Source organism: Ktedonobacter robiniae, from assembly GCF_016587375.1.
Taxonomy (GTDB): domain Bacteria; phylum Chloroflexota; class Ktedonobacteria; order Ktedonobacterales; family Ktedonobacteraceae; genus Ktedonobacter; species Ktedonobacter robiniae.
The window spans coordinates 936403-960640 of record NZ_BNJG01000003.1 but is presented as its reverse complement, the minus strand read 5'-3'; the positions used below and the strand labels follow the sequence as shown (position 1 = coordinate 960640).

The 24238-nt window shown below is 54.3% G+C and carries 18 protein-coding genes, 2 rRNA genes and 2 pseudogenes; 8 read left to right on the top strand and 14 right to left on the bottom strand.

Annotation, left to right across the window (positions count from 1 at the left end):
* Positions 1–79: 79 nt before the first annotated feature.
* Positions 80–1486, bottom strand: coding sequence for a Fe-S cluster assembly protein SufB (gene sufB, locus JMJ04_RS36840; RefSeq protein ID WP_307811800.1), 1407 nt, complete (start codon positions 1484–1486; stop codon positions 80–82).
* A gap of 691 nt (positions 1487–2177) precedes the next feature.
* Here sufB and JMJ04_RS36835 point away from each other — a divergent pair.
* Both JMJ04_RS36835 and JMJ04_RS36830 read left to right on the top strand, forming a co-directional pair.
* Positions 2178–2588 (top strand): annotated as a pseudogene (locus tag JMJ04_RS36835) (transposase); the annotation flags it as partial.
* Positions 2589–3186: 598 nt separating this feature from the next.
* The gene (locus JMJ04_RS36830) at positions 3187–4698 is read left to right on the top strand and encodes a cation diffusion facilitator family transporter (RefSeq protein ID WP_201375340.1); all 1512 of its coding nucleotides are present in this window, start codon (positions 3187–3189) and stop codon (positions 4696–4698) included.
* A gap of 24 nt (positions 4699–4722) precedes the next feature.
* Here the strand turns inward: JMJ04_RS36830 and JMJ04_RS36825 are convergent, their stop codons facing one another.
* Entirely contained in the window at positions 4723–5055 is a 333-nt protein-coding gene (locus JMJ04_RS36825; protein ID WP_201375339.1) for a four-helix bundle copper-binding protein, read from the bottom strand.
* 328 nt (positions 5056–5383) lie between these two features.
* Between JMJ04_RS36825 and JMJ04_RS36820 the strand changes: the two genes are divergently transcribed.
* From JMJ04_RS36820 to JMJ04_RS36805, 4 genes are all read left to right on the top strand, one after another.
* Positions 5384–5950 (top strand): DUF1345 domain-containing protein, encoded by a 567-nt coding sequence (locus JMJ04_RS36820; protein WP_201375338.1) that lies wholly within the window; start codon positions 5384–5386, stop codon positions 5948–5950.
* Positions 5951–6389: 439 nt separating this feature from the next.
* On the top strand, positions 6390–6647 hold the full coding sequence (locus JMJ04_RS36815; protein WP_201375337.1) for a hypothetical protein: 258 nt from the start codon (positions 6390–6392) through the stop codon (positions 6645–6647).
* A gap of 86 nt (positions 6648–6733) precedes the next feature.
* Positions 6734–8212: ribosomal RNA gene (locus JMJ04_RS36810) — 16S ribosomal RNA — on the top strand.
* A gap of 290 nt (positions 8213–8502) precedes the next feature.
* Positions 8503–11470 (top strand): 23S ribosomal RNA (locus JMJ04_RS36805).
* Together the 16S and 23S rRNA genes form the textbook arrangement of a ribosomal RNA operon.
* Positions 11471–11743: 273 nt before the next feature.
* Here the strand turns inward: JMJ04_RS36805 and JMJ04_RS36800 are convergent.
* The 11 genes and pseudogenes from JMJ04_RS36800 to JMJ04_RS36750 all read right to left on the bottom strand — a co-directional run bounded on the left by JMJ04_RS36800 (position 11744) and on the right by JMJ04_RS36750 (position 22177).
* Positions 11744–13000 carry an ABC transporter permease gene (locus tag JMJ04_RS36800; RefSeq protein ID WP_201375336.1) on the bottom strand — a complete coding sequence of 419 codons (1257 nt, stop codon included), beginning with the start codon at positions 12998–13000 and terminating at the stop codon, positions 11744–11746.
* Between the two features lie 17 nt (positions 13001–13017).
* The gene (locus JMJ04_RS36795; protein WP_201375335.1) at positions 13018–13833 is read right to left on the bottom strand and encodes an ABC transporter ATP-binding protein; all 816 of its coding nucleotides are present in this window, start codon (positions 13831–13833) and stop codon (positions 13018–13020) included.
* Positions 13834–14152: 319 nt separating this feature from the next.
* Positions 14153–14626 (bottom strand): SRPBCC family protein, encoded by a 474-nt coding sequence (locus tag JMJ04_RS36790; RefSeq protein ID WP_201375334.1) that lies wholly within the window; start codon positions 14624–14626, stop codon positions 14153–14155.
* Between the two features lie 46 nt (positions 14627–14672).
* A complete protein-coding gene (locus JMJ04_RS36785) occupies positions 14673–14921 on the bottom strand; it encodes an acyl carrier protein (protein ID WP_201375333.1) in 249 nt (82 codons plus the stop codon).
* Positions 14922–15031: 110 nt separating this feature from the next.
* Positions 15032–15502 carry a holo-ACP synthase gene (gene acpS / locus JMJ04_RS36780; RefSeq protein ID WP_201375332.1) on the bottom strand — a complete coding sequence of 157 codons (471 nt, stop codon included), beginning with the start codon at positions 15500–15502 and terminating at the stop codon, positions 15032–15034.
* Positions 15463–16728: a beta-ketoacyl-[acyl-carrier-protein] synthase family protein gene (locus JMJ04_RS36775; protein WP_201375331.1), complete on the bottom strand. Its 1266-nt coding sequence runs from the start codon at positions 16726–16728 to the stop codon at positions 15463–15465. Before JMJ04_RS36775 ends, acpS begins: the two co-directional genes overlap by 40 nt.
* Positions 16728–18008, bottom strand: coding sequence for a beta-ketoacyl-[acyl-carrier-protein] synthase family protein (locus tag JMJ04_RS36770; protein ID WP_201375330.1), 1281 nt, complete (start codon positions 18006–18008; stop codon positions 16728–16730). Before JMJ04_RS36770 ends, JMJ04_RS36775 begins: the two co-directional genes overlap by 1 nt.
* Before the next feature lie 5 nt (positions 18009–18013).
* A complete protein-coding gene (locus tag JMJ04_RS36765) occupies positions 18014–19045 on the bottom strand; it encodes a class I SAM-dependent methyltransferase (RefSeq protein WP_201375329.1) in 1032 nt (343 codons plus the stop codon).
* Between the two features lie 20 nt (positions 19046–19065).
* Positions 19066–19890: a cyclase family protein gene (locus tag JMJ04_RS36760; protein WP_201375328.1), complete on the bottom strand. Its 825-nt coding sequence runs from the start codon at positions 19888–19890 to the stop codon at positions 19066–19068.
* Positions 19891–20133: 243 nt separating this feature from the next.
* Complete coding sequence (locus JMJ04_RS36755; RefSeq protein ID WP_007919161.1) at positions 20134–20550, bottom strand: cupin domain-containing protein; 417 nt, start codon at positions 20548–20550, stop codon at positions 20134–20136.
* 329 nt (positions 20551–20879) lie between these two features.
* Positions 20880–22177: pseudogene (locus JMJ04_RS36750) on the bottom strand (FAD-dependent oxidoreductase).
* Positions 22178–22427: 250 nt separating this feature from the next.
* Here JMJ04_RS36750 and JMJ04_RS36740 point away from each other — a divergent pair.
* Together JMJ04_RS36740 and JMJ04_RS36735 are read left to right on the top strand one after the other, a co-directional pair.
* Complete coding sequence (locus tag JMJ04_RS36740; protein WP_201375325.1) at positions 22428–23126, top strand: class I SAM-dependent methyltransferase; 699 nt, start codon at positions 22428–22430, stop codon at positions 23124–23126.
* A 60-nt stretch (positions 23127–23186) separates the two neighbouring features.
* The gene (locus tag JMJ04_RS36735; protein ID WP_007919155.1) at positions 23187–23645 is read left to right on the top strand and encodes an ester cyclase; all 459 of its coding nucleotides are present in this window, start codon (positions 23187–23189) and stop codon (positions 23643–23645) included.
* Between the two features lie 230 nt (positions 23646–23875).
* On the opposite strand, the gene JMJ04_RS36730 is transcribed toward JMJ04_RS36735, so the two are convergent.
* Positions 23876–24166 (bottom strand): hypothetical protein, encoded by a 291-nt coding sequence (locus tag JMJ04_RS36730; RefSeq protein ID WP_201375324.1) that lies wholly within the window; start codon positions 24164–24166, stop codon positions 23876–23878.
* Positions 24167–24238 lie beyond the last annotated feature (72 nt).

Genomic DNA, 24238 nt, shown 5'->3' with positions numbered 1-24238 from the left:
CGGAACCAGGTTCACTTCATCTGCTCGATAAAAACGAGCAAGGATAACGAGAGTAGTGATCCCTGCTCGTTACTGCCGTTTAGCCGACGCTTCCCGACATCTCCAACTGGATCAGGCGGTTCAACTCAACCGCGTACTCCATCGGAAGTTCCTTCATGATCGGCTCAATGAAGCCATTGACGATCAACGAATAGGCCTCTGCCTCATCGAGGCCACGGCTCATCAGGTAGAAAAGCTGATCATCACCAACCTTCGAGACGGTTGCCTCATGACCGATTTCAGTCTGGTTCTCTTCAACGCGAATCGTCGGATAGGTATCGGTGCGGGCGTGCTCATCGAGCAAGAGCGCATCACAGCGCACACTAGACTTGGTGTGGTGCGCACCCGGGTTAACGCGAACCAGGCCACGATAAGAAGCTCGACCATTTCCTTTCGAGACCGACTTCGAGAGAATCTGCGATGTCGTGTGCGGAGCAAGATGCGTGACCTTTGCTCCCGCATCCAGGTGCATCCCGTCGCTAGCGAATGCTACTGAGAGAATATCACCACGAGCACCTGGCTCCATCAACAGGACCGCGGGATACTTCATCGTTACCTTCGAGCCGAGGTTCCCATCGACCCATTCCATCGTCGCGTCTCGGTATGCCACCGCGCGCTTTGTCACGAGATTATAGACGTTCTTCGACCAGTTTTGGATGGTTGTGTAGCGAACACGCGCACCTTCCATCACTTTAATCTCTACGACGGCGCTATGCAGGCTGTCGCTTGCATAGGAAGGTGCGGTACATCCCTCCACATAGTGAACATAGGAGCCGGGGGCCGCGATAATCAACGTGCGCTCGAACTGGCCCATGTTCTGAGCATTGATACGAAAGTAGGCTTGCAAAGGGATTTCCACCCGCACACCCTCTGGCACATACACAAAACTGCCACCACTCCACACCGCGCTGTTGAGCGAGGCAAATTTGTTATCAGACGGCGGAATAACGGTGCCGAAATGCTCTTTGACGATGTCGGGATATTCGCGCAGAGCCGTATCCATATCAGTAAAAATTACACCGAGCTTTTCAAGGTCGGCCCGCATCTTGTGATACACGGCTTCACTCTCATACTGCGCCGTGACACCTGCCAGGAACTTCTGCTCAGCCTGCGGAATACCAAGTCGATCAAAGGTCTCCTTGATTTCCGCTGGAATGTCATCCCAGGTCTTTCCCTGTTGGGCAACCGGCTTAATATAGTAGTAAATGTTCTCGAAATCGATTCCCGATAAATCAGCGCCCCAGGTTGGCATGGGACGTTTCTCAAAGAGGGCCAGACTCTTGAGGCGGAATTGGCGCATCCAATCAGGCTCGCCCTTCATTTCGGAAATTTGCTCAACGACCTTCTTACTTAGTCCTCGCTCAGATTTGAAGACGTACTTTTCTGCCATATGGAATCCGGCAGTATACTCCTGTTGTTCTGTACCATATACCTGAGTACCCATCATACTTTACTCCTTCTCACATTGCTCTTCGTGCAGGAAACTCGATGTTCCTGTATGAAGTTCTGGTGTGAAGTCCTGGCTTATCTACTTCCAATTCATGTATTTGTATGAAGTTGCCTGCCAGCATAGTTGGGGGGAATAATCAGTCAAATCTCTTATGGGAGGACCTCATCTTTTAGCGCTTGCCTCTCCAACTGATATTGAACGGTCATATATCCAAAGGGCCCCAAAAAGATGACAAGGATGAGCATCAGAGGGATGAGGAGTTGCATGTTGGCCTCCTTCTCTAGAGTGCTTCTCTGTGAAGGTTGTATGAAAGAAAGATCGCCAGGATATGAATGAAGAAGGCGATAGTGAGTGTGAAGAGGCACCTTATACGCTGGACAGATCTCATAAAAAGAGCTATGGGACACCCCATATTATATACTATTTTTTAAATTATTGCAATTAAAACTTGGGAAGTTAAAATAAATTATTTGGCAAAGTAATTGCTTCAAAGTTTAGTAAATTGCATTTTAATTAAAGTTGATACATGTTGATAATAGAGTGTCTGCACTCTATCCATTCCTCCCTTCTGCTATGGCTTCGGTTTTACCATCTACACTGGGTCGTCAAGAGAGGGTATAAAATATTTTGTGTATGTGGTCACAGCAAAGGTAGTGGATGCGCGAAGATGAAAGAAGAAGAAAAACGTATGACCGTTCGACGCGAACTCATTGATGAACTGCTCAAAGAATGCACCGACCCGAAGGAAATTCTTGCCGAAGGTGGCTTGCTCAAACAACTGACCAGCGCCCTCATTGAGCGCTGCCTGGAAACGGAGATGGAGGAGCACCTGGGCTGTCCCAAGCATGCCAAGCGCAGTGAAACCACACGTAACAACCGCAATGGAAGCAGCCGCAAGGCGCTCAAGGGATCGCAAGGAGAGATCACCATCGCCGTCCCGCGTGACCGTAAAGCCAGCTTTGGGCCAGCCCTCATTCCCAAGCACCAGACCCGGCTGGATGGTTTCGAAGACAAGATCCTTGCTCTCTATGCTCGTGGGATGACGACCTGTGATATCCACGCTCAGGTTCACGACCTCTATGGCGTTATAATAAGCTCTCTCCTTCATCATCAAAAGCGCGTTTGAGCGCGTTTGAGCCCAAAAGTTCACTTTAGTTATACCAATGAAGCCGCTTGAAATGGGCCTTCAGAAGGGCAAACTTTGACAGTAAATTTGTTGTCCAAAGCTGGATATGGATAGGCAAAACTGGACAATATCGACGGTGGCTCTGAGCTCAAAAGGAGAGCTGAGCAGGGAGAGAATATGTGATAGACTTACAATTTGTAAGTGATTTCTCAATTCTGACGGCTTTTCATTATGGACGATGCACCCAATTTTGCACCCAATCGATTTTACAGGCTTGTGCATTCGCTTGCACTGTTTTACAATTTTGAGAGCTGTTTGAGCTTAAGCAGGCAAGTGGCGTAGGGTTTGAGCAGGGGCCAAAATGGGGCTTTTAGTTTTTATTAAACTAAAAATTATATTTTTGCACTTTCTATGGACATAGCTATTCTGTATCAGATACAATGGCGGCCGAGAACCCTTTCACACCTGTGGTGACACTAGGTACCTGAAGATGAGCTTGCGAGGAATTTACGGTAGTATCTGGTCAGCGAGAGCAGAACCAGGCATCTGAAGATGAGCTTGTGAGGAATTTGTGACAGTATCGGATCAAGAGCAGCAAAAACAGAAGCAAGCAATGCAACACGAGAAGAATATGGTTGCACTCTCCTCGGTAGGAGCAGCCATAGGCCTGACGGCTTTGAAATTGGCCGTTGGCTTATTGACTGGTAGCCTGGGCATTCTGGCTGAGGCGGCGCACTCTGGACTAGACTTGATCGCCGCGCTGATGACGTTTTTCGCCGTTCGCTTCGCCTCGCGTCCAGCCGACGAGTCGCATCACTATGGGCATGAAAAGATTGAGAATCTCTCCGCGTTTCTAGAGGCGGTCCTATTGCTCGTAACAGCGCTCTGGATCATTTATGAGGCTGTACGTCGTTTGCTGTACCACGAAGGGCATGTTGAGATTAGCATCTGGGCTTTTGTGGTGATGGGTATTTCCATTGTGGTTGATTTCACACGCTCACGCGTCCTGTTACGCGTAGCCCGCAAAGTGGGTAGCCAGGCCCTGGAGGCTGATGCCTTACACTTCAGCACCGATATCTGGAGTTCGGCGGTAGTGATTATTGGCCTGTTTATCGTACTTGTCACAAATGCGTTGCATCTCCCTGCATGGCTGACTCAGGCTGATGCGGTAGCTGCCCTGGTCGTCTCATTTATTGTCATCTGGGTGAGCGTGCAACTGGCGAAGGAAACGCTTGATGCCCTGCTGGACAAGGCTCCGCACGCGCTTATTTTGCCGATTACCGGGCATGTGCGAACTCTACCTGAGGTGCTAGAAATCCGTCGCTTACGTGTGCGTCGCGCTGGCAACACGTATTTCATCGAGATCACCATCGCTGTCGCGCGCACCCTGACTTTTGAGCAGACGCACATGGTGAGCGAGCAGGTTGAGGATGCAGTGAGCCAGGCTGTACATGAACAGGCTGAGCAAGCGGAGGTCGATATTGTCGTGCATGCAGAGCCGATGCGTTCGCCGGGTGAGACAATTGCCGAACGCCTGTATCGCCTGGCGGAGAGCCAGGGCGTGCATATCCATGATATTCACCTGCGCGCCGTAGGTAGTCACCTGGAAGCCGATGTCGACCTGGAGGTCCCCACAGACTTGTCGCTGCAGGAGGCCCATGCTCAGGCATCACGCTTTGAGCAGACCATTGTCGCCTCTGAACCACAGATACAGCTCGTGACCACGCATTTAGAAGCGCCAGAAACCCATGTCGCCGTGCGCAATGAGGTCACGTCAACATATCCTCAACTGGTAGACGCGATCCGCCAGCGGGTAGACGAAAAAGTGGGTAGGGAGCGGGCGCATGATATTCACCTCTATTGTGCTCAGGATGAAGGCGGGCGGGCGCGGGAAGACTTAACCCCCGAGGATATGTCTCAACTCGACCTGACATTCCACCTGATTTTTCAAGCGCATGCCCCTGTAAGCCAGGTACATATCCAGGCCGAAGAGGTCAAGCGCGATCTGCGGCAGCGCTTTCCATGCTTAGATACGATTACGCTCCACATGGAGCCTCCCGAAGAAGATGGGGGTGTCAACTAGCGAAATTGTGCCTGTGTGAAGCATTTACTGGCATGCAGTCGCGCACTGCTGACACATGTTGGCACAGGCATGCATCTGGGCGTCTTCCTGGAACTGCTGACAGGTCTGGGCGCACAGGTGGCAAGCCTCAGCACAGAGACCGCGTGTATGTTCCTGAAGCGGCGACTGGCGTAGCGTGAGATCCTGTGTAAGCTGACAGATTTGCGAGCAGTCGATTAGCGCCTGTACACAATCGCCTTGCAGGAGGCGTCCTCCCTTGTGGAGGCAATAGTGCAAAGTTTGCTCACAGACAGCATGGCAGTAGTTGCAGGTTTGTGTGCATTGCCGCAAGTGGCTCTCTGTAACAGGTTCATGCATAACAGCTTTCCTCCTTGTCGGGTCCATGCATTGCATGGGCTCTACAGATTTGATGAATGTACCAAAATAAAGGCAGAAATATTAGCAGTACACGCTTGCTGATGTGAAATCGTAACATCAGAGGTAGACAATACTCACACATGTCTGCATCCTGGAATACAATAGAGAGGCAACTCGCTATATATTGAGAGGAGAGACAGCTTATGTGCTCGGCTGAAGAGAACAGCCCCTTAAATCCCAATCTTACAGATCCAGCGCGACGCGATCTGCCTGAAGGTATGGTAGTAGCCCCCGCTGGGCCGCGATCCTTGGCTCTCTGATGCTAGGTGTGCTTTATTTCTTCCTACCCGCGAAATTGCGCCTGGGTCCTGCCTGGCTTTTGTTGGCGATTGAGATTGTAGCATTATGCCCAGCGATCATTGCGCGTTTGTTTGGGCGGCGCCTCCCTCATTTCACGACTCGCCTGCTGACATTACTTACGCTGGGGGTGGTCACGGCGGCCCTGGCTATTGGTGTCTTGTTGCTTATTGTGACTTTACCAGCGGATAAGCATGCCCAGGTCCTCTTCTCATCAGCCATTGTGCTATGGTTGTTTAACATTCTTGTTTTCTCACTCTGGTACTGGGAGGTGGATGGAGGAGGGCCTATCAAGCGTCACCAGACCGGACACAAGGCTGTTGATTGGCAGTTTCCTCAACAAATAGGCGGAAATGATGGCAGTTGGGCACCTCACTATCTTGATTATCTCTTCGTGGCTTTTACCACAGCCACTGCGCTCAGCCCCACCGATACGATGCCTCTGACGCGCCGTATTAAGGCCTTAATGATGGTCCAGGCCCTGATCGCCATGTCATTGATCGTTATTGTAGCGGCCCGAGCGATTAACATGCTTTAGGGCAGTCAGGGTATGATCATATTTATATTTAAATGTGACGGCTAACCATGTTCGCACCATGATATACTACGCTTGGCGCAATACGCCTACCAATAGTACCGATTTCTCGCATTGTTTGACAGTACAGAACAGCTGTGGGATAATGCCTTCACTCCAAACACATGGTAAAACAGCGACAATCACCGGCCTGATCGGTGCTCCTGTCCGATTTACCCGGCATCTCTGCCTTACTGGGAACGGTGAGGATCGCAGATGCCCAGGTGCCACGCTAAGGTGGCTCGCCACGGGTACTTCCCCCGCTGCATCACACGTTCCTTCACACGATGAATGGACGTGCTTTTTGTGCTGTCTCTGACAGGATGCAGAGAGGGTCTCTGACCAGGTTTTGCGCGACTGAAAACGAGTTTTTAGCAGCCGCAAAAAGACGTCAGAAAAGTACTTGACAAAGCGCAAAGTGTATGCGATACTGACACAGTCAACGGCGAGCACGGACACCGCAAACGCCGGAGCGACACACAAGAGGCAAGCCCACGAGGCCTGCCGGGTTGCGGTTCAACAGCAAAAGAAGAACGAACCAGAGCACCCTGAACAACTGAAGAGTGGAATGCAGAAGTACAACGGAACTTCGCTGGTTGAGCATGTCTCAATCGCGGAGAACACCGTTCCTGTCAATTCTGCGAACAAAGCAATGAAGTAACGACAACGTGCTTCTAGCCTGGACGCAAACTTACAATGCTTACTACGTCGCTGTGTAGCAGTGATGTGGAAGATACATTCATCACTTGAATGGCGAGTTTGATCCTGGCTCAGGATAAACGCTGGCGGCGTGCCTAACACATGCAAGTCGAACGCCCTCTCGCAAGAGAGGGAGTGGCGGACGGGTGAGTAACACATGGGTACCTGCCCCGAGGTGAGGAATACCGGCGAGAAATCGCCGACAATACCGCATATGTTTCTTCGGGAACAAAGCTCGCAAGGGCGCCTTGGGATGGGCCTGTGGCCGATTAGCTTGTTGGTGAGGTAAGAGCTCACCAAGGCCACGATCGGTAGCTGGTCTGAGAGGATGGTCAGCCACACTGGGATTGAGAACGGCCCAGACTCCTACGGGGGGCAGCAGTGAGGAATTTTCGTCAATGGGGGCAACCCTGAACGAGCAACGCCGCGTGCAGGAGGACGCTTTTCGGAGTGTAAACTGCTTTTCTTGGGGACGAGCAAGGACGGTACCCAAGGAACAAGCCCCGGCTAACTACGTGCCAGCAGCCGCGGTAATACGTAGGGGGCGAGCGTTGTCCGGAGTTACTGGGCGTAAAGCGCACGCAGGCGGTTTCGTACGTCTGGAGTGACAGTTCCCGGCTCAACTGGGAAAGGTCTTTGGAAACGGCGAGACTTGAGGGCTTCAGAGGGACACGGAATTCCGGGTGGAGTGGTGAAATGCGTAGAGATCCGGAGGAACACCAATGGCGAAGGCAGTGTCCTGGGAAGCATCTGACGCTCAGGTGCGAAAGCTAGGGGAGCGAACAGGATTAGATACCCTGGTAGTCCTAGCCGTAAACGATGACCACTAGGTGTGGGAGGTATCGACCCCTTCCGTGCCGTCGCAAACGCAATAAGTGGTCCGCCTGGGGAGTACGGTCGCAAGATTAAAACTCAAAGGAATTGACGGGGACCCGCACAAGCAGCGGAGCGTGTGGTTTAATTCGATGCAACGCGAAGAACCTTACCAAGTCTTGACATGCAGATGCACCAGCGGTAATGCGCTGTTCCTTCGGGACGTTTGCACAGGTGCTGCATGGCTGTCGTCAGCTCGTGTCGTGAGATGTTGGGTTAAGTCCCGCAACGAGCGCAACCCCTACTGCCTATTACAACTTCTAGGCGGAACTGCCCTCACGGGAGGAAGGCGGGGATGACGTCAAGTCAGCACGGCCCTTACGACTTGGGCGACACACACGCTACAATGGCCAGTAACAAAGGGATGCCAACCCGCGAGGGGGAGCCAAGCTCAAAAACCTGGTCTCAGTTCAGATTGCAGGCTGAAACTCGCCTGCATGAAGGTGGAGTTGCTAGTAACCGTAGGTCAGCACACTACGGTGAATACGTTCCCGGGTCTTGTACACACCGCCCGTCACACCACGAAAGTCGGCAACACCTGAAGCCGCCAGGCTAACTCCTTGTGAGAGGCAGGCGTCGAGGGTGGGGTCGGTGATTGGGGTGAAGTCGTAACAAGGTAGCTGTACCGGAAGGTGCGGCTGGATCACCTCCTTTCTAGGGAGTCATCAGTGCTCACGTAGCACTGCACTCTCAGGTCGAACAGGAACGACCTGTCCGTTGTCCCCTGCTTCCACTCTTGAGCGGTTCGGCCGCTGGTTCAACCCAGATCCGAAGCCCGCATTGTACCTGAACAACCAAAGAAGTATCCTTCAATTTTGCTGAGCGAGCACGTTGGCATGCAAGTGCCCAACCGTGACGTGAGTCATTCGAAGCTCGTGACAGTGAAGAACGAAGACCGAGATCCCATACAACAAGGGTTAACACAAGAAGAAGCAGACAAGGCAGAACAAGCGAAACAGAGTACGAGGTGGATGCCTTGGCGCTGAAGACCGATGAAGGACGCGGAGACCGGCGAAACATTCAGGGGGAGCTGCATCCAAGCGATGAGCCCTGAGAATCCGAATGGGGCAACCCCTCCAGAGTCATGTCTGGAGACCTATCGCTGAACACATAGGCGATATGGAGGATCGTGGGTGAACTGAAACATCTCAGTAGCCTGCGGAAGAGAAATCAACCGAGATTCCCGTAGTAGTGGCGAGCGAACCGGGACGAGCCCAAACCATCTATTCTTCGTGAATAGGCGGGGTTGTAGGACCAACAGTAGCGATCATGTGCTTACTCGAAGGCATTGGAAGGTGCCACCAGAGGGGGTGAGAGTCCCGTAGAGGACGAGGACATGAGCGTGGTTGGCATCCTGAGTACCACGAGACACGTGCAATCTTGTGGGAAGCTGGGGGGACCACCCTCCAAGGCTAAAGAACTTCAGCGACCGATAGCGAACAAGTACCGTGAGGGAAAGGTGAAAAGTACCCCGAGAGGGGGATGAAAGAGTCCCTGAAACCACGTACTCACAAGCAGTCAGAGGCCACTGTGCCACGAGGCACCAAGGGCTGATGGCGTGCCTTTTGTAGAATGATCCGGCGAGTGCATCGCACGTTGCAGGTTAACCAGCGCTAAAGCTGGGGAGCCAGAGGGCAACCGAGTCTCAAACAGGCGGGTATGTAGCGGCGATGCGACCCGAAACCGTGTGAGCTACCCATGAGCAGAGTGAAGCGGATGTAACAGTCCGTCGAGGCTCGAACCCACCAGTGTTGCAAAACTGGGGGATGACTTGTGGGTAGGGGTGAAATGCTAATCGAACACGGAGATAGCTGGTTCTCCCCGAAATGTATTGAGGTACAGCCGCGACCAAGAGCGTGGTGGAGGTAGAGCACTGGATAGGCTAGGGGCCCTGTGCGGGTTACCAACCCTACTCAAACTCCGAATGCCACTACGTGTTTATCGCGAGTGAGACGGCGGGGGCTAAGCTTCGTCGTCAAAAGGGAAACAGCCCAGACCATCGGCTAAGGTCTCCAAATCGATGCTCAGTGTCAAAGGGGGTCAATGCGCCCAAACAGCCAGGATGTTGGCTTAGAAGCAGCCACCATTTAAAGAGTGCGTAATAGCTCACTGGTCGAGTGCAATGGCACCGACAACGTATCGAGGCTAAAGCATCGTACCGAAGCCGTGGAATATAGGACTACCTATATTGGTAGGGGAGCGTTCTCGACGCCTGAGAAGCCAGACCGTAAGGACTGGTGGAGGTAAGAGAAGTGAGAATGCCGGAATGAGTAGCGCAATGTCTGCGAGAACCAGACACACCGAATGCCTGAGGGTTCCTGGGCAACGTCAATCGTCCCAGGGTGAGTCGGGCCCTAAGCCGAGGGCGTCATGCCGTAGGCGATGGAAAGCAGGTCAGAGAATCCTGCACCGGAACATTTCGTTATGAGCAATGGGGGGACGCGGTAGGGAAGGTGAGCCGATCGAATGGACAGGATCGGTGCCTCTGCTGAAGCGCGTGACCGAGGAAAATCCCGGACACATTATGCGTGACACTGAGGCCGAGCGCCCGCGAGGGTGCGGAAGTCATTGGTCCCCAGGCCGTCAAGAAAAGCCTCTCGCCAGAAACTGTTCCGCCCGTACCGCAAACCGACACTGGTAGGCAGGGGGAAATCTCCCCAGGTGATCGAGCGACCCTCTGTTAAGGAACTCGGCAAATTAACCCCGTACCTTTGGAAGAAGGGGTGCCTGCGTAGCTGTGTGTGCTTGCACACATGGTGAGAAGGTTGCAAGAAATCGGCTCAAGCGACTGTTTACCAAAAACACAGGTCTCTGCGAACGCGAAAGCGGAAGTATAGGGGCTGACTCCTGCCCAGTGCCGGAAGGTTACGAGGAGTGGTGTGCGTAGCCACGAATCTAAGCCCCGGTGAACGGCGGCCGTAACTATAACGGTCCTAAGGTAGCGAAATTCCTTGTCGGGTAAGTTCCGACCCGCACGAAAGGAGTAACGACTTGAGCGCTGTCTCGACAGAGGACTCGGCGAAATTGAAGTACCCGTGAAGATACGGGTTACCCACGACAGGACAAAAAGACCCCGTGGAGCTTTACTACAGTTTGGCCTGGAAACGAAGTATGGTGTGCGTAGCATAGGTGGGAGCCGAAGAACTCATCCTTGTGGGGGTGAGGGAGGCAGCAGTGAAATACCACTCTCACCATGGTTTGTGTCTCACACGTCACCGTGATCCGGGACGTGAACAGGGCCAGATGGGTAGTTTGACTGGGGCGGTCGCCTCCCAAAGAGTAACGGAGGCGCCCAAAGGTTCCCTCAGGGTGGATGGACATCACCCTCTGTAGAGTGTAAAGGCACAAGGGAGCTTGACTGTAAGGCGTACAGGCCGAGCAGGGACGAAAGTCGGGCTTAGTGATCCCACATTCCCGTGTGGAAGGAGTGTGGCTCAACGGATAAAAGCTACCCCGGGGATAACAGGCTTATCTTGCCCAAGAGTTCACATCGACGGCAAGGTTTGGCACCTCGATGTCGGCTCGTCGCATCCTGGGGCTGGAGTAGGTCCCAAGGGTTGGGCTGTTCGCCCATGAAAGCGGCACGCGAGCTGGGTTCAGAACGTCGCGAGACAGTTCGGTCTCTATCCGTCGTGGGCGTCGGAAAAGTGAGGGGAGTCATCTTCAGTACGAGAGGACCGAGATGGCTTGACCGCTAGTGCGCCAGTTGGGGGGCCTCCTCCAGAGCTGGGTAGCTACGTCAAGAAGGGATAAGCGCTGAAAGCATCTAAGCGCGAAGCCGACCCGAAGATAACTTTTCCCACTCTCAAGAAGAGTCAAGATCCCAGGAAGAAGACCTGGTGGATAGGCTGCGCGTGGACGCCTGGTAACAGGTGGAGCGGAGCAGTACTAATGATCGTACGGCTTGTTTCCCATTCTGTTTCTTCGCGTATGTGGTGAGTCCTTGTGGTGTGAGTGAGAGCGGTCTGAGATCGGATCTGAGCACGAGCGAGAGGACATCGCGGCACGGGGAGCGTGAGCAGGCCAGCGTGGCTCAGCAAAATTGAGGGAGTACTTCTTTGGACAGGTTACAGATACAGAGGAAGAGCCGATAATTATTTGAGCTTAGCTCAAATAATTATCGGCTCTTCCTCTGTCGAACACGCGCAAAGTTGACGATGAGAAGAGTTTGCTTGCAACGCTCGTCTACGCGCTTTGCTCCTGGAAACGGAAGAGGCGCAAGGCCAGGAAAAAGCAGATCAGGCCATACCCAAGCAGGCCAAGGATATTGAACTGCACCTCGGAGAGGCCTTTTCCGAAGATCATGACTCCGTTTAGCCCATCAATGGCCCAGGCCGTGATGCCAATTTTGGCTATCTGCTGCATCCATTGCGGTTCCGACCAGAGCGGCCACCAGGAGCCGCCAATGGCGGACGTTACCAGCGTAGTCAGCGTGACAATGGGTGTGAGCTGTCTCCTCGATTTGACGATTGAGACGAGTAACATGCCGAGACCCGTGGTCGCGAAACTGGTGCTGACCAGCAGGAGCGCGATGGCCTGCCAGGAGCCAATGTTGAGCTTGAACACGTAATAGCCAATTGTAAAGAGTACGCTCAATTGTAGGAGTGTGAGCAGAAACTGGGCGATAAGCTTACCACCAAGCAGGGCATACCTGGGAACTGGGGCAATCAGCAGACGACGAAATGTTCCCTCTTCCTTCTCCTGGAGAATGGTGGACGCAGCCGAGTTGAGACCAAACAGCGCGAAGAGTACCGCGAAGCCCGGCAGCAACTGGTCGAAGTTGTTGCTTTTGGGTGCGCTCCCCGTTGTAAGCATTTGCACCAGGCTTATATTTTTACTTGTCTGGCTGGCTTCCCCAACCGTTTTACTGATGGCTTCAGGTTTGATAGTTGCATAATTACAGGTATTTGCTGGCTGCTGGCAGACAGCTTGCACCTGCTGAACGGCGGCGCTCCCCGCGTAAAGGGCGTCGATCTGGCGATTGATGACACCGGTGACGAGCTGTTGCGTGAAGGTACTGCGTTCATCTCTGCTGTTAGGGCGGGTGTAGAACTGAATGATGTTGTTCGGCGTTTGGCCTTTGCTGGCGGCATCCTGGAGCTTCTGCGAGGTCCCCGTGGGGATTATGATGCCTGCGACCGCTTTTTCGTTCTCTACCTGCTGTAAGACTTGCTGGGAAGTGCTATATCCCTTCACATTAAGTTTGAAGCTGCTATTGGTTCCTTGCAAGGTTTTGATAATAGTATCCCCTACGCGCCCACTGTCCTGGTTGTTGACGGCAACCATAAACTCTACCGATGCGTTGTTGCTGAAGGCGCTGCCAAAGGCACTGCCCATAATGCTGATCAGCAAAAGCGGGACGAGAAGTAGCAGAATGAGCGAGTGTTTATCTTTAATAACCTGCAAGAGGTCTTTTTTCGCGATATGCCAGAGCGTTCTCATAGAATTGTTCTTTCAGTCTAGTCCCGTAGCGTTTTGCCTGTAAGCTGGATAAAGAGTTCTTGTAGTCCTCTTGGTCGTTGAATAGTGCGTTCTGGTTCTAGCCGGGCAAGTAGCTGGGGCAATGTGCCTATAGCGATGATGCTCCCTTCATTCATGATCGCGATACGCTGGCAGAGGCGCTCGGCCTCTTCCATATAGTGCGTTGTGTAGAGAATGGTTGTTCCCTGGTCGCGCAGGCGCTCGATGGTTGCAAAGATGTGCTCGCGCGATTGCGGATCTACTCCGACGGTTGGCTCGTCCATGAGCAGGAAGGATGGACTGTGCATCAAGGCAATGGCGATATTGAGTCGGCGCTGCATGCCGCCAGAGAAATGCTTCGGCGTATCTTTGCGCCGCTGGTAGAGTCCCACAAAGTTGAGAACCTCTTCGGCACGCTTCTTACGTTGCTGGTCAGGAATGCCATACATTTTGGCAAAAAAGGTCAGGTTTTCCAGGGCGTTTAAATCACTATATAGTGCAAGCTCCTGTGGCACGACGCCGATGTGATATTTGACGGCTCTGCCTTTCTTTTTGACGGAGAGATTGCGAATGTAGGTATCGCCAGCGGTGGGACGTAGGTAGCCACACATCATATTGATGACGGTACTTTTGCCTGCGCCATTTGGCCCGAGAAGCCCAAAAATTTCTCCTCTATTTATGCCAAAAGTGATGCCTTTGACCGCTTCTAGCTTGCCATAACGCTTCGCCAGGTTTTGTACCTCGACCTCCGCCACGCTTTTTCTATAAATGGTGTTAGGCACCTGAGCATTTAACTTTAAGGTAGCATCAAACACTTTTCTACTCCTTAATGCAAAACCAATTGACATCTTTGGCTTTTCCATGTTATGCTGCTCCCGCAGATAGAGGTTGGATGCGGGAAGCGAATGCTGAGCTCTCGGACTCCTCCTTCGATCCGTCTGAGGATACTGCAATTAAGACGTTTTCACATTCCCTCCCACTCACCTCTTACTGCAAAATATTCGATGATGCCATGTATGCTTTATTGACTTCTCGCGCCTGCGGCGCTCGCTTTTTAGTGGTGTGTGGTAAGTCCATGGCGGCTGCAGGCTGCCATGGACTTACCACACACCACGTGACGTGGAATTGGTTGAGTTAGCGCGTGGCCTCTGCTGCCAGCTTCTCCGCCTGTCCAGACTCGATCTTCTCTTTGATATTCTGCTGGTTCTCTACGGTGTGAGCGTTCATGCGGTCAAGCACGACGGGCAGGGGATCGGGATATTTGGGATCGAGCTCGAAGTCCTGGGTCCAGGTCATCTTTGTACCCTCTGGCGCGGCCTCGCAGGTCCACTTCAAGTGCATGTACGCGAAGGGATAGAGTGGCTCTTCGCGCTCAGCGGTGGCGACCATTTGCTGGCGGTCTAACAGGCGTTGAGAGCGCCAGGTGTTGCCCTCGGCATTGGTGAGCTGGAAGACCAAGCGGGTGTAGCGGCCTTCGCTCTCGCGATTAAGGATCTTCGCGCCGTGGTACTCGTTGAAGAGAATGGGCCAGCGCTCGATGTCGTTGGTGATGTCGAAGACGGTCTGCGGGTCTTTGCAAATAATGATGCTGTTTTGAATGCGTGGCATGGTTGTAATCCTCCATATTATATTTTTATGTTTGTTTAATTGGCGATTAGGAAACGGCTACCTGTTTGTCCATGAGGGCTTGCAGGAATTTTTCTACGTCGGCAAAGGTCTGTAATTTACCCAGAGCGGCGTCATCAATCGTGAGAGGGAGGCGCTTCTCAAGCGCGACCGCCATCTCGACGATCTCGGTGGAGTCCATATCCAGATCATCTTTTAGTCTGGTTGTGGGCGTCACCTTGCTAATATCAATGTGCAGGTCTTGCATGACATGGAGAAGTTCCGCACGAATATTCATAGTTTCTATCCCTTTTCTCGTTAGTAATTTGTTTACAACGTAAACAGGGGAATTGTGTGGGGACACCCCACGCCCCGGCAGGAGGGTTTCCCTCCTGCACCTCCCTTTTACTATGAAGCAATCACAGTGGCGATGGCCATGCCTGCATCGTGTGAGATGCTGAGCATCAGGCGGGTGTATCCCAGGTGCTCGAATGCGGCCTGCGCACGCCCGTGAAGCCTGATATATGGCTCGCCATACGTCCCATTCAGGATCTCGATCTCATTCAGCCCCACCAGTTGCCCCTGGCTCGCCAGGATCTTTTTGACGGCCTCTTTAGCGCCGAAGCGGCCTGCCAGCGAGCGCCAGCGATAGCCATAGCCATTGGCGTTCTGGCAGGAGTGGCGCTCCTGGTCAGTAAAGAGCCTGACCAGGATGCGCTCGCCCCAGCGATTGTAGATATCCTGCATGCGTTGTATATGCACCAGGTCTACCCCAAGAGCCTGTATGGTTGGCAGAAGTGCGAGCGATTGCATGGGTGCTTGAATGTTTTGTATCTGGATCAGGCCACGGTTGTCGGCCAGGCGCTCACTACCATACATGCGTTCACTCCTCCAAATCCGCGTGAGACGACGAGGGTGTTCTGGAAGGATTCCAGCTTCTGGGCATTGCCGCGCACGAAGTTCAGGTCAAAACCGGGCGCTGGCTGATCCAGGTTGGCAGTGGGCGGAAGCTCCTTCTTCGCCATGGCGCGTAGGGCCAGGGCTACGTCTGCCGGGGCAGCCGCGCCAAGCATATGCCCGATGGCGGACTTAGGAGCCGTAACCGGGACATCCTGGCTGCGTGCGCCAAAGGTATCCTTGAAGGCGTAGACCTCGGTCATATCCTCTACTGGAATGCCGGAGCCGTGAGCGAAGATGGCGTCGACCTGTCCAGCCTCCAGGTCTGCGTGGCGAAGGCTTTTCTGGATGGTTTTGGCCAGGATGTAGCCATGCGGCTCAACAGTGTAGAGCGGGATATAGCCATCGCTACCAACCGCCCAGCCTTTGAGCTCTCCGTAGATGGTCGCGCCACGACGCTGTGCATGTTCCAGCTCTTCCAGAATCAGGAAGGAGCTGCCTTCGCCGAGAACGGTTCCGGTGTGTTTGCGCTCAAAGGGGCGATAGGCCGCACCTGGCTGCTTGTTGCCGTGGCGGGTGAGATAGCCTGCGGTCTGGCAGCAGAGCCAGGCGTAGGGTGAGAGCGGCGCTTCGGTGCCGCCCGCGATAACCACGTCGGCCTGGCCACGGCGAATGACGTCTGCGCCATGAATGAGCGCGTAGGCGCCGCTGGCACGGTCAGAGACAAAGGTACGTGCTGGCCCTTTGATGCCCAGGTTGATGCAGATATTGCCCTGGGGCGCCGCGGGGAACCAGGCCGTGGCCTGGTAGGGGCTGACCTCGCGTGCGCCATCGCGCCACAACTCGCGCAGTTCGCGCTCGGCGAACTCCCAGCCGCCGAGGACGTTGCCGACCATGACAGCGACGCGCTCCGGGCGGACGCCGTTCTCGGCATCCACGCTCAGGCGAGCGTCTGCCAGGGCCTGGTTGACCGTAGCGAGAGCCAGGTGCGTAAAGCGGTCCGTGCGTTTGACGGTGCGCGCTGGCAGTTCCTGTTGCGCGTCAAAGGTGTTGGCCTGGCCCGCGACCTGGCACTGGTAGCGCGCAGGGTCGAAACGGTCAATGGTTTGTGTGCAGGCCTCTCCCGAACGAGCGCGCTTCCATAGCTCGTCCATGCCTATTCCTGCGGGTGTGATACACCCGATACCTGTGATGACAACCTTTTTCATTACTTCTCTCCTGGTGCTGCTCTCAGAACCATTGATGCGTGTAGCCCGGCGAAGCCACTGGCGTTGGTGAGGATGACATCACCATTCCAGGGGCGTCCCTGGTTGGGCACGTAGTCAAGGTCGCAGAGGGGATCGCGCTCTTCATAATTGATGGTAGGATGGATATAGTGGTGCTCCAGGCTCAGGGCGCAGGTGACGACCTCCATGGCGCTGGCGGCTGAAAGGGCATGTCCCTGCATGGACTTGGTGCCATTGACAGGAATCTTGTATGCGTGATCGCCCAGGGCCATTTTGATCGCACTCGTCTCGCAGCTATCATTCTGCGTCGTTGAGCTGGCGTGCGCGTTGACATAATCGATCTCTGTTGGCTGGATGCCGCTTTGCTCAATCGCGCTATTGATGGCACGGGCGAGGTCATCCCCATCGGAGAGGAGGTCGGTCATATGCAAGGCGTTGGAGGTGTTGGCGAAGCCTGTGATCTCGGCGTAGATATGCGCTCCACGACGTTTAGCGTGCTCCAACTCTTCCAGAACCAGGACGCCACAGCCCTCGGCGAGCACGAAGCCATCACGCTTGCCATCGAAGGGACGGGAGGCGTGTTGTGGCTGGTCGTTATGGCGTTGCGAGAGGCAGTGAATGATCTCAAAGGAGGCGATGGTTACCGGCGTAATCGGCGCCTCGCTGGCACCCGTGAGCATGATGTCCGCGTCGCCATTCTGAATGGTTTCAAATGCATAGCCAATGGCGTCGAGACCGCCAATACAGCCGGTCGAGAGTGTCACGCAGGGGCCTTGCAGGCCCATGAGCGCCGATATCAGAATACCCGGTGTATTCGACATTGAGGCCAGGAAGAGGTTGGGACTAACCTTGCTGGGATCAATCTCTTCGCGTCCCAGGTTGGTGACCTTGATAAACTCTGATTCCATCTGGCGCGTGCCACAGATCGCGGTTGAGAGGGCGACGCCGGCCCGGTCGCTGTCGATGGACTTCACATCAAGTTTTGCATCCGCGACAGCCTGCATGGCTCCCGCGACTGCGAACTGGATAAAGCGGTCCAGGTTCTGTACCTCGCGGGGAAGCCCAAGCTGCGCGGGATCGAAGTTATCAACCTCGGAGACAACCTGCGAGGCGAAATCAAATTTCTCAAACAACTGACAACTGGTTACCTGTGAGAGGTGTTTTGTCGCGCTGCGACCAGCAGATAATCCCTGCCAGTACTGTTCTTTGCCGATACCAAGCGGACTGACAACACCTAATCCTGTCAAGACAACTTTGCGCATTTCTTTTACCTCGAAGCTAAGAGCAAGGGGAGTGGCCCTATTCTCAGTTCTTTTATCTGTTCAAAACCAGTGGCTCGTAACCATGTATGGAACTGGGTCGTGGTGAACACGCCGCCTTCCTGGGAATTGAGGAAGAGGCTCAGACCAATCATCAGGGCCGCCGCTGGCCCGGTTCGCTCATCATTAGGCATGATATCGGCGAGGAGCAGCTTTCCGCCTGGCTGGAGCAGACGATAGCATTCGCGTAAGAGTGCCTGGCTCTTGCGCGCTCCCTTGAAGCGGCATACGTGACCAACAATAACCAGGCTAAAGCTCTCGGAAGGCAGTGAGCGTAGTTCCAACTGTGTGGGTTGAAGAAGGATACGCTCTTGCAGACCAAACCGTGAGACCTGTTCATGTAGGTCTGGGAGGAGACCTGGCTCGTCGCGCGCGATGATCTCGACCTGTGGATGGCGTAACGCCGTGGCAATGCTCCAGGCCCCGCTGCCTGCGCAGACATCGAGCACACGCCCTTGTAGCTCGGTATCTAGTTGTGAGGCGGCCTGCCAGGCTGCCGGAAAGACCAGCGGGAAGAGGTGTGTGAACATGCCAGGGTCTTGCTCACGGCCCTCGGGTGAACCCCAGTCTCGCCGCAACTTCTTCTTGCCTGTGCGCATGACCTCGGTGAGGTTACCCCAGGTATCCCATTGCTCCATGACCGCGCTCAGGTGGGAGCCGATATAGCCCGGTTGCCCCTCTACCAGGTAGACTGCCGCGAGTGCACTTAAGCTGTAGGCCTCGCGCTTCCGCTGGAGGAGCTCGAGTCCCACCAGGGCATCGAGCAAGGCCTGTAGCGCCTGGGCGTTGCAGCTCGCGACCGTGGCTAGCGCGGAGCAGGTGTGTGCTCCCCCCGCGATGTGCGTAAAGAGCTTGAGCTCAATTGCTGTATCAAGGACCCTGGCTCGGGCAAAGCCAAAGTTGATGTCTAAGAGTGGCGCGGCAATCGGTACCTGTAGGTAGGGCGCGAGCAGCTCTTGATTGGAAATTTGCAGTACCATGATTCCCCTTTTTTACACAATCACACAATCGCTACAGCACGAACCCAGGAGGCACCTGCATCGCGAAGCGCGATGGGAAAGCAGGCAACCTGGAAGCCATGAGATTTCGGCAGGAGGTGCAGATTCGCTAGCCGCTCCATGTGGAAGTATTCGCGCTCTCGCCCATACATATGTGTGGGCCAGAGCTTCTCCGAATCCTCGGTCGCGAGATAGGACTGAACCATCTCCATGAAGGGGAGATCGAAGCCGTTGGTATCGATGCCAATGACCTTGATGCCGCGTTCCACAAGCCAGCGAGTCGCCTCCAGCGTCATTCCCGGGTGAGCCGAGAAATACTCTGGTTGAGGCCACAATTTATCGGAATCCGTGCGTATGAGAACAATATCCTTGGGTTGTAGTTCATAGTTGGCGCGCACCAGGGCTTCTTGCAGATCGGCGACCGTAATGGCGGACCTGGGGTCCTTGTGCGAGAGGTCCAGCACAACGCCATGCCCAAAGCAGTATTCAAGCGGGACCTCGTGAATACGGCGGGCCGGCTTCCCTTCACATTCGGGACCGAAGTGATAGGGTGCGTCAAAGTGCGCTCCACAGTGCACCGAGACCGTGTAGACCTCGTTGCTGAGAAACTTGCCATCAGGAAAACTGTGGCGATTCGCCTTATGGCGCAGGCGCAGGTAGCGCCGGAAGCCATTGAGCCTCTTGCGCAGGGATGCCTTCTTGGGAAAGAAGAGCGCGCGCCAGATCTGGTCACCACCCGTAGTGTGATCGGTCGTGCGTATCCCTCCAAAGTTTGGGTCGCGTGGATGGGGCTCAATAGGCAAGCTTAAGTCAATAATCTGCGGCATAATGTAGCTCTCAAACAATGCAAACAATGTGAAGGCATAGCCAGTGGGTAGCCATAGACGCTTCTGGTACGGATAAGAGTGTTGCCTTTCGGAAAACCTGAGCGCGAAGCGCTAGCCGCGAGAGCGGCGTTGGTTTCCGAATAAGATCTAATGGATGAATAAAAGATGGATTAAGGCCTCCTCCTCAGAGAAGAGGAGAGGAGGAGGCTTATTTATATAAAGAGTTGACAGTAGGGCCAGAAACTAGCGACGATGACCAGCGGTCTCCTCGTACTGGTATGGCTCCTCGGTCAGGAAGTAGTTGCGGATGGGCGGGCGCTCCGTGGGAGCGACAACCAGGAAGCGGCAGGTCTCATCACTACCGGTAATGAAGCCATGGGGCTCGTTGCGAGGGATGAAGATAACATCGCCAGCGTTGAGCTTCACGTCACGCTTCTCCTGCGGCAACTGCAGCGTCATCGAACCCTCGAGGATGAAAATTTCATGCTCCCACTCATGGTAGTGAGGGGGGGTTGAGCCATTGGGCATGACCTCGAAGAGGCTAAGGACGAAGCGGTCCGCACCATCGGTAGTGTCAATGAGACGCTTAATGGTGGCCTGCTTGGCACCTGGCTCGCGAACGATATCGGTTGGGACATCCTGAGAACGAAGGTGTTTCATTGTAGTAATCCTTTCTTGAATGCATACCGTCTACTATTATTTAAGGACTAAGAACTGAGAACTAAGAACATATTAGATCTGATCTGACTTGATCTCGCGTCACGCGCTTCTTATGTCCTGTTGAGTTAAGTATAGAGTACGGTAGAAAATAAATATTCAATTACCTTATAACTAGTTATGAGTAGTTTGCACTAACAAATTGCTGGAAAGAAAGAGGTAAAGTTTCATGGCTTTCGTCCATGTTCGCTAATGCCTGTGTACGCTACTGCGTACACAGGCTGTGTAGGGGCAGAGCTTGCTCGGCCTAAAAGTCCATGCCAGCATGAACCCTACAATTTTGACGCAGGTCGCAGCAAGCGTGGTTTGATGCGTTCTTGCCAGCAGCCGAGGGCTGTGATGCGCGTAGGAATCGTACCAATCACGGGGGCGCGTAGCAGCAGGCGGGCGATTGGCGGTAGTTGGAAAGGCATGCGTGCATTGAGAGACTTGACGATCTGTTGCTGGATCAGGCCAACCCAGCCCTGGGCGATACGTGTACGTAATTCGCGCCTGCGCTGTACGGCGGCCAGATCGCTCTCGCTGAGTGTTTGGTCTAGCAGGGGCCTGGTGAGCATATTGGCCGCCGCAATCGCGTCCTGAATGGCCAGATTGATGCCGACGGAGCCGATGGGCGACATGACGTGTGCCGCGTCCCCAATAAGCAAGAGACCAGGGCGATGCCAGCGCTCCAGGCGGCTGGATTCAATCGAGAGCAGCGAGACCTGCTTCCAGCTATCCAGGTGCTCAACGCGATCAGCGAACCAGGGGACGCAGCTCTCCACCTCTCGCTGAAGCGCTTCAATGCCCGCCTGCCTCACCTGCTGATAGGTTCCTTTGCTAATGGCGCAACCGACCTGCCATTTATCGCCTCGATCCAGGAGGATGATAAACATGCCGGGTGCGAAATGCAGTTCGACTGCTTCAGAGTGTGGATCGCTCTCATGGTGTGGGAGATGGAACCAGAGGAAGTCCAGTGGTGGCGAGAGCGTAATGGGCGCCATATGCGCGAGGCGCCGCGTCCAGGAGAAGCGTCCATCCGCGCCGATGGTCAGCACGGCCTGTACCTCCACCTCGCCCTCGGGCGTGCGATAGCGTACGCCACGGATGCTTCCCTCCTCTTTCAGCAGGCGCTCGACGCGCGCCCCCATCACGAGCTGAAAGTGAGGGTATTGCCTGGCCTCTTCCACCAGGAAATTGAGAAACCTGACCTGTGAGAGCTTCATAATATAGGGGTAGGGCGATTTCAGGCGACGAAAATCGTCAAAGGTAAGCTGCCTCTCTCCCATATGGAATTGGACGTTATAGGCCCTGGTATGGGGAGTTGGAGCAGGCGCTCAGCCAGGCCGAGCTTCTGCATCTCTTCCAGAATAGATGGATGAATGGTATCGCCACGAAACTCGCGCGCAAAGTCTTTATGCGCCTCAAGTAGTATGACAGGCACCCCCTGACGCGCGAGCAGCAGGGCGAGAAAGGCCCCGGCTGGCCCCGCCCCCACGATACAACAGGTCGTCTTCTTAATCTCATGTATGTTCTCCTGCTGCGCGGAAAACTCCTGAACCTCTGGTCGCTCCGGCAACGCTTTACTCATCGAAAATTATCCTTTCCAATTGCTACCTGTATTGCTCCTATATTTCAGTATAGATAGCAATCACAAAGCGATCACACTTAGTGACAAAAATGTGCACTAAAAGTTGTGATATATGCCTATATAGAGTTAAAAGCGAAGAGTTACAATAGAAATAAGAACGCTTTGAGATACGCAAAAATATTAAAATGAGTAAAGGCTCTCGTATAACTTTGCTCTACTTTTAATAGTTTTCGTTGAGAAAAGGGAAGTTATGCGCCTATTTGCAGTCAGGTGGTTACGAGGGTTAGGGATTGTGCTCTTATGCCTCGTAAGCATTTTTATTACTGGCCAGGTATTTCTCCGTATCAGGCGCAGGCTTCACCCGGAACCCATGCCCCCTGAGATCGCGCCATACTTGGATGCCCCGCTCAGGCGCAAACTCTTTGGCTCCCCGGAGCACATCGTAGAGTGCGCTGGCGTGCTGCCTGGTATGCGTGTCCTGGAGATCGGGCCGGGGCCGGGACTCTTCACGACCGTCCTGGCGCGTCGTGTGGCTGCGGGCAAAAGCTCTGGCAGCGTCACGTGTGTGGAGGTGCAATCGAAGATGATTGAACTGCTGCACCAGCGCCTGGAGCGGGAAGAGGTGGGCAATGTGGAGATCATTCAAGCGGATGGTTGCCATATGCCTCTGCCCGAGGGAAGCTTTGACATGGTCTTCCTGGTGACGGTCGTGGGCGAGCTTCCGTATCCAGTAGCGTTCTTCCGCGAGTGTGCGCGTGTGCTCAAAGTGGGAGGTGTAGTATCGGTCACAGAGCAACTCTGCGATCCTGATTTCTGCCTGCCTGGTATGGTGCGCAGGTGCGCCGAAGCGGCTGGGCTGGAGGATGCCGGATATGTGGGCATCCCCTGGTGGTCTTATACCGCGAGCTATCGCAACACTGCCCCTGGCAGTGTTGTCTCTTCCCAATAAGGAAGTATGGTGTTTCTACCTTCTTAATTAGGTAGTACCTGGAAAGGGTATCTAAGCTTTATGTCCAAAGAGCAGAGCGAGCAACTGGTAAAACGTTTCTTCGAAGATGTCTTCAGCAAGGGTGACCGCGCGGTCGCCAATGAGATCCTGGCTTCGGACTTTGCCTTTTATGGCCCCCCCGATGGCATTCGTGGTGCTGAGGGTTTCCTGGGCTTCAGCAGTGAGATTCGTAGCGCCTTGAACGTTCAGTTCAAGATTGAGGTCATTATCGCCGATGACGAGAAGGTCGCCGCCTATGCCATCATGAGCGGTGTCCACCAGCGTGATTTCCACGATATTCCCGCCAGCGGCGTGCGCTTCGCCCTCCCACGCATCGACAACTTCGTCATTTATGACGGCCAGATCCATGAAGTGCGCACCACTTTTGATCATCGCGTCCTGCTTGCGCAACTGGGTTCACCCGAAGAGGATGCCGACGATCACCTGACACACGTCGCGGCCCGCTCACAGCGCGCCTAACGCCCGTCTTTTCTAGCTCGCACAGCGCGTGAGCTAGAATTCAGAGGTCTAAGCCAGGAGGTGGCTAACAACGTTGTTAGCCACCTCCTGGCTTAGACCTCTTCCTCCTCCAACAGACCTACCTGGGCAAGATTGCTACGCAGCACCGCGCGCATGCTCATGAGGCCAACGTTGTGGTGTTGTCTCAGGCCTCTATGGCAGGTGTGAGCGATTTGTGTCCCGATATTGAACTACCCATGTTGACCAGTCCGCGCCTGGGCACCCTGGCAGCCCTGCATGCGTACTAGGCGCGGCAGGAGCAGGCAGCCAGCAATAGTGAGCCAGAGCACGACGCCTGTCGCGAAGAAGCGTCCCAGCAGTAGCGAGGCACCCCAGCCGCTGATGGGCGCCAGGAATGCGCCAAGAAAGGTCATGCGCCACCAGCCAAAGCGGTGGTGCTGTCCCAGCCGGGTGAGCCATGTCAACAGACCCAGTAGCGCCCCCAGCAGGAGCCAGCCAAGTGTCAGTGATAGTTCTGTCATCTGTAATCTCTCTTTTCTATTGTCCGAAGTGATGGGATGTGGATTGTGGAAATGCCTCCTGCATTTCCACAA

Bases quoted from the DNA above. Each gene is read 5' to 3' on its own strand.
- sufB (WP_307811800.1), bottom strand. From the start codon at position 1,486: ATGATGGGTACTCAGGTATATGGTACAGAACAACAGGAGTATACTGCC.
- JMJ04_RS36825 (WP_201375339.1), bottom strand. From the start codon at position 5,055: ATGCATGAACCTGTTACAGAGAGCCACTTGCGGCAATGCACACAAACC.
- JMJ04_RS36800 (WP_201375336.1), bottom strand. From the start codon at position 13,000: ATGAGAACGCTCTGGCATATCGCGAAAAAAGACCTCTTGCAGGTTATT.
- JMJ04_RS36790 (WP_201375334.1), bottom strand. From the start codon at position 14,626: ATGCCACGCATTCAAAACAGCATCATTATTTGCAAAGACCCGCAGACC.
- JMJ04_RS36785 (WP_201375333.1), bottom strand. From the start codon at position 14,921: ATGAATATTCGTGCGGAACTTCTCCATGTCATGCAAGACCTGCACATT.
- acpS (WP_201375332.1), bottom strand. From the start codon at position 15,502: ATGTATGGTAGTGAGCGCCTGGCCGACAACCGTGGCCTGATCCAGATA.
- JMJ04_RS36775 (WP_201375331.1), bottom strand. From the start codon at position 16,728: ATGAAAAAGGTTGTCATCACAGGTATCGGGTGTATCACACCCGCAGGA.
- JMJ04_RS36770 (WP_201375330.1), bottom strand. From the start codon at position 18,008: ATGCGCAAAGTTGTCTTGACAGGATTAGGTGTTGTCAGTCCGCTTGGT.
- JMJ04_RS36765 (WP_201375329.1), bottom strand. From the start codon at position 19,045: ATGGTACTGCAAATTTCCAATCAAGAGCTGCTCGCGCCCTACCTACAG.
- JMJ04_RS36760 (WP_201375328.1), bottom strand. From the start codon at position 19,890: ATGCCGCAGATTATTGACTTAAGCTTGCCTATTGAGCCCCATCCACGC.
- JMJ04_RS36755 (WP_007919161.1), bottom strand. From the start codon at position 20,550: ATGAAACACCTTCGTTCTCAGGATGTCCCAACCGATATCGTTCGCGAG.
- JMJ04_RS36740 (WP_201375325.1), top strand. From the start codon at position 22,428: ATGCGCCTATTTGCAGTCAGGTGGTTACGAGGGTTAGGGATTGTGCTC.
- JMJ04_RS36735 (WP_007919155.1), top strand. From the start codon at position 23,187: ATGTCCAAAGAGCAGAGCGAGCAACTGGTAAAACGTTTCTTCGAAGAT.
- JMJ04_RS36730 (WP_201375324.1), bottom strand. From the start codon at position 24,166: ATGACAGAACTATCACTGACACTTGGCTGGCTCCTGCTGGGGGCGCTA.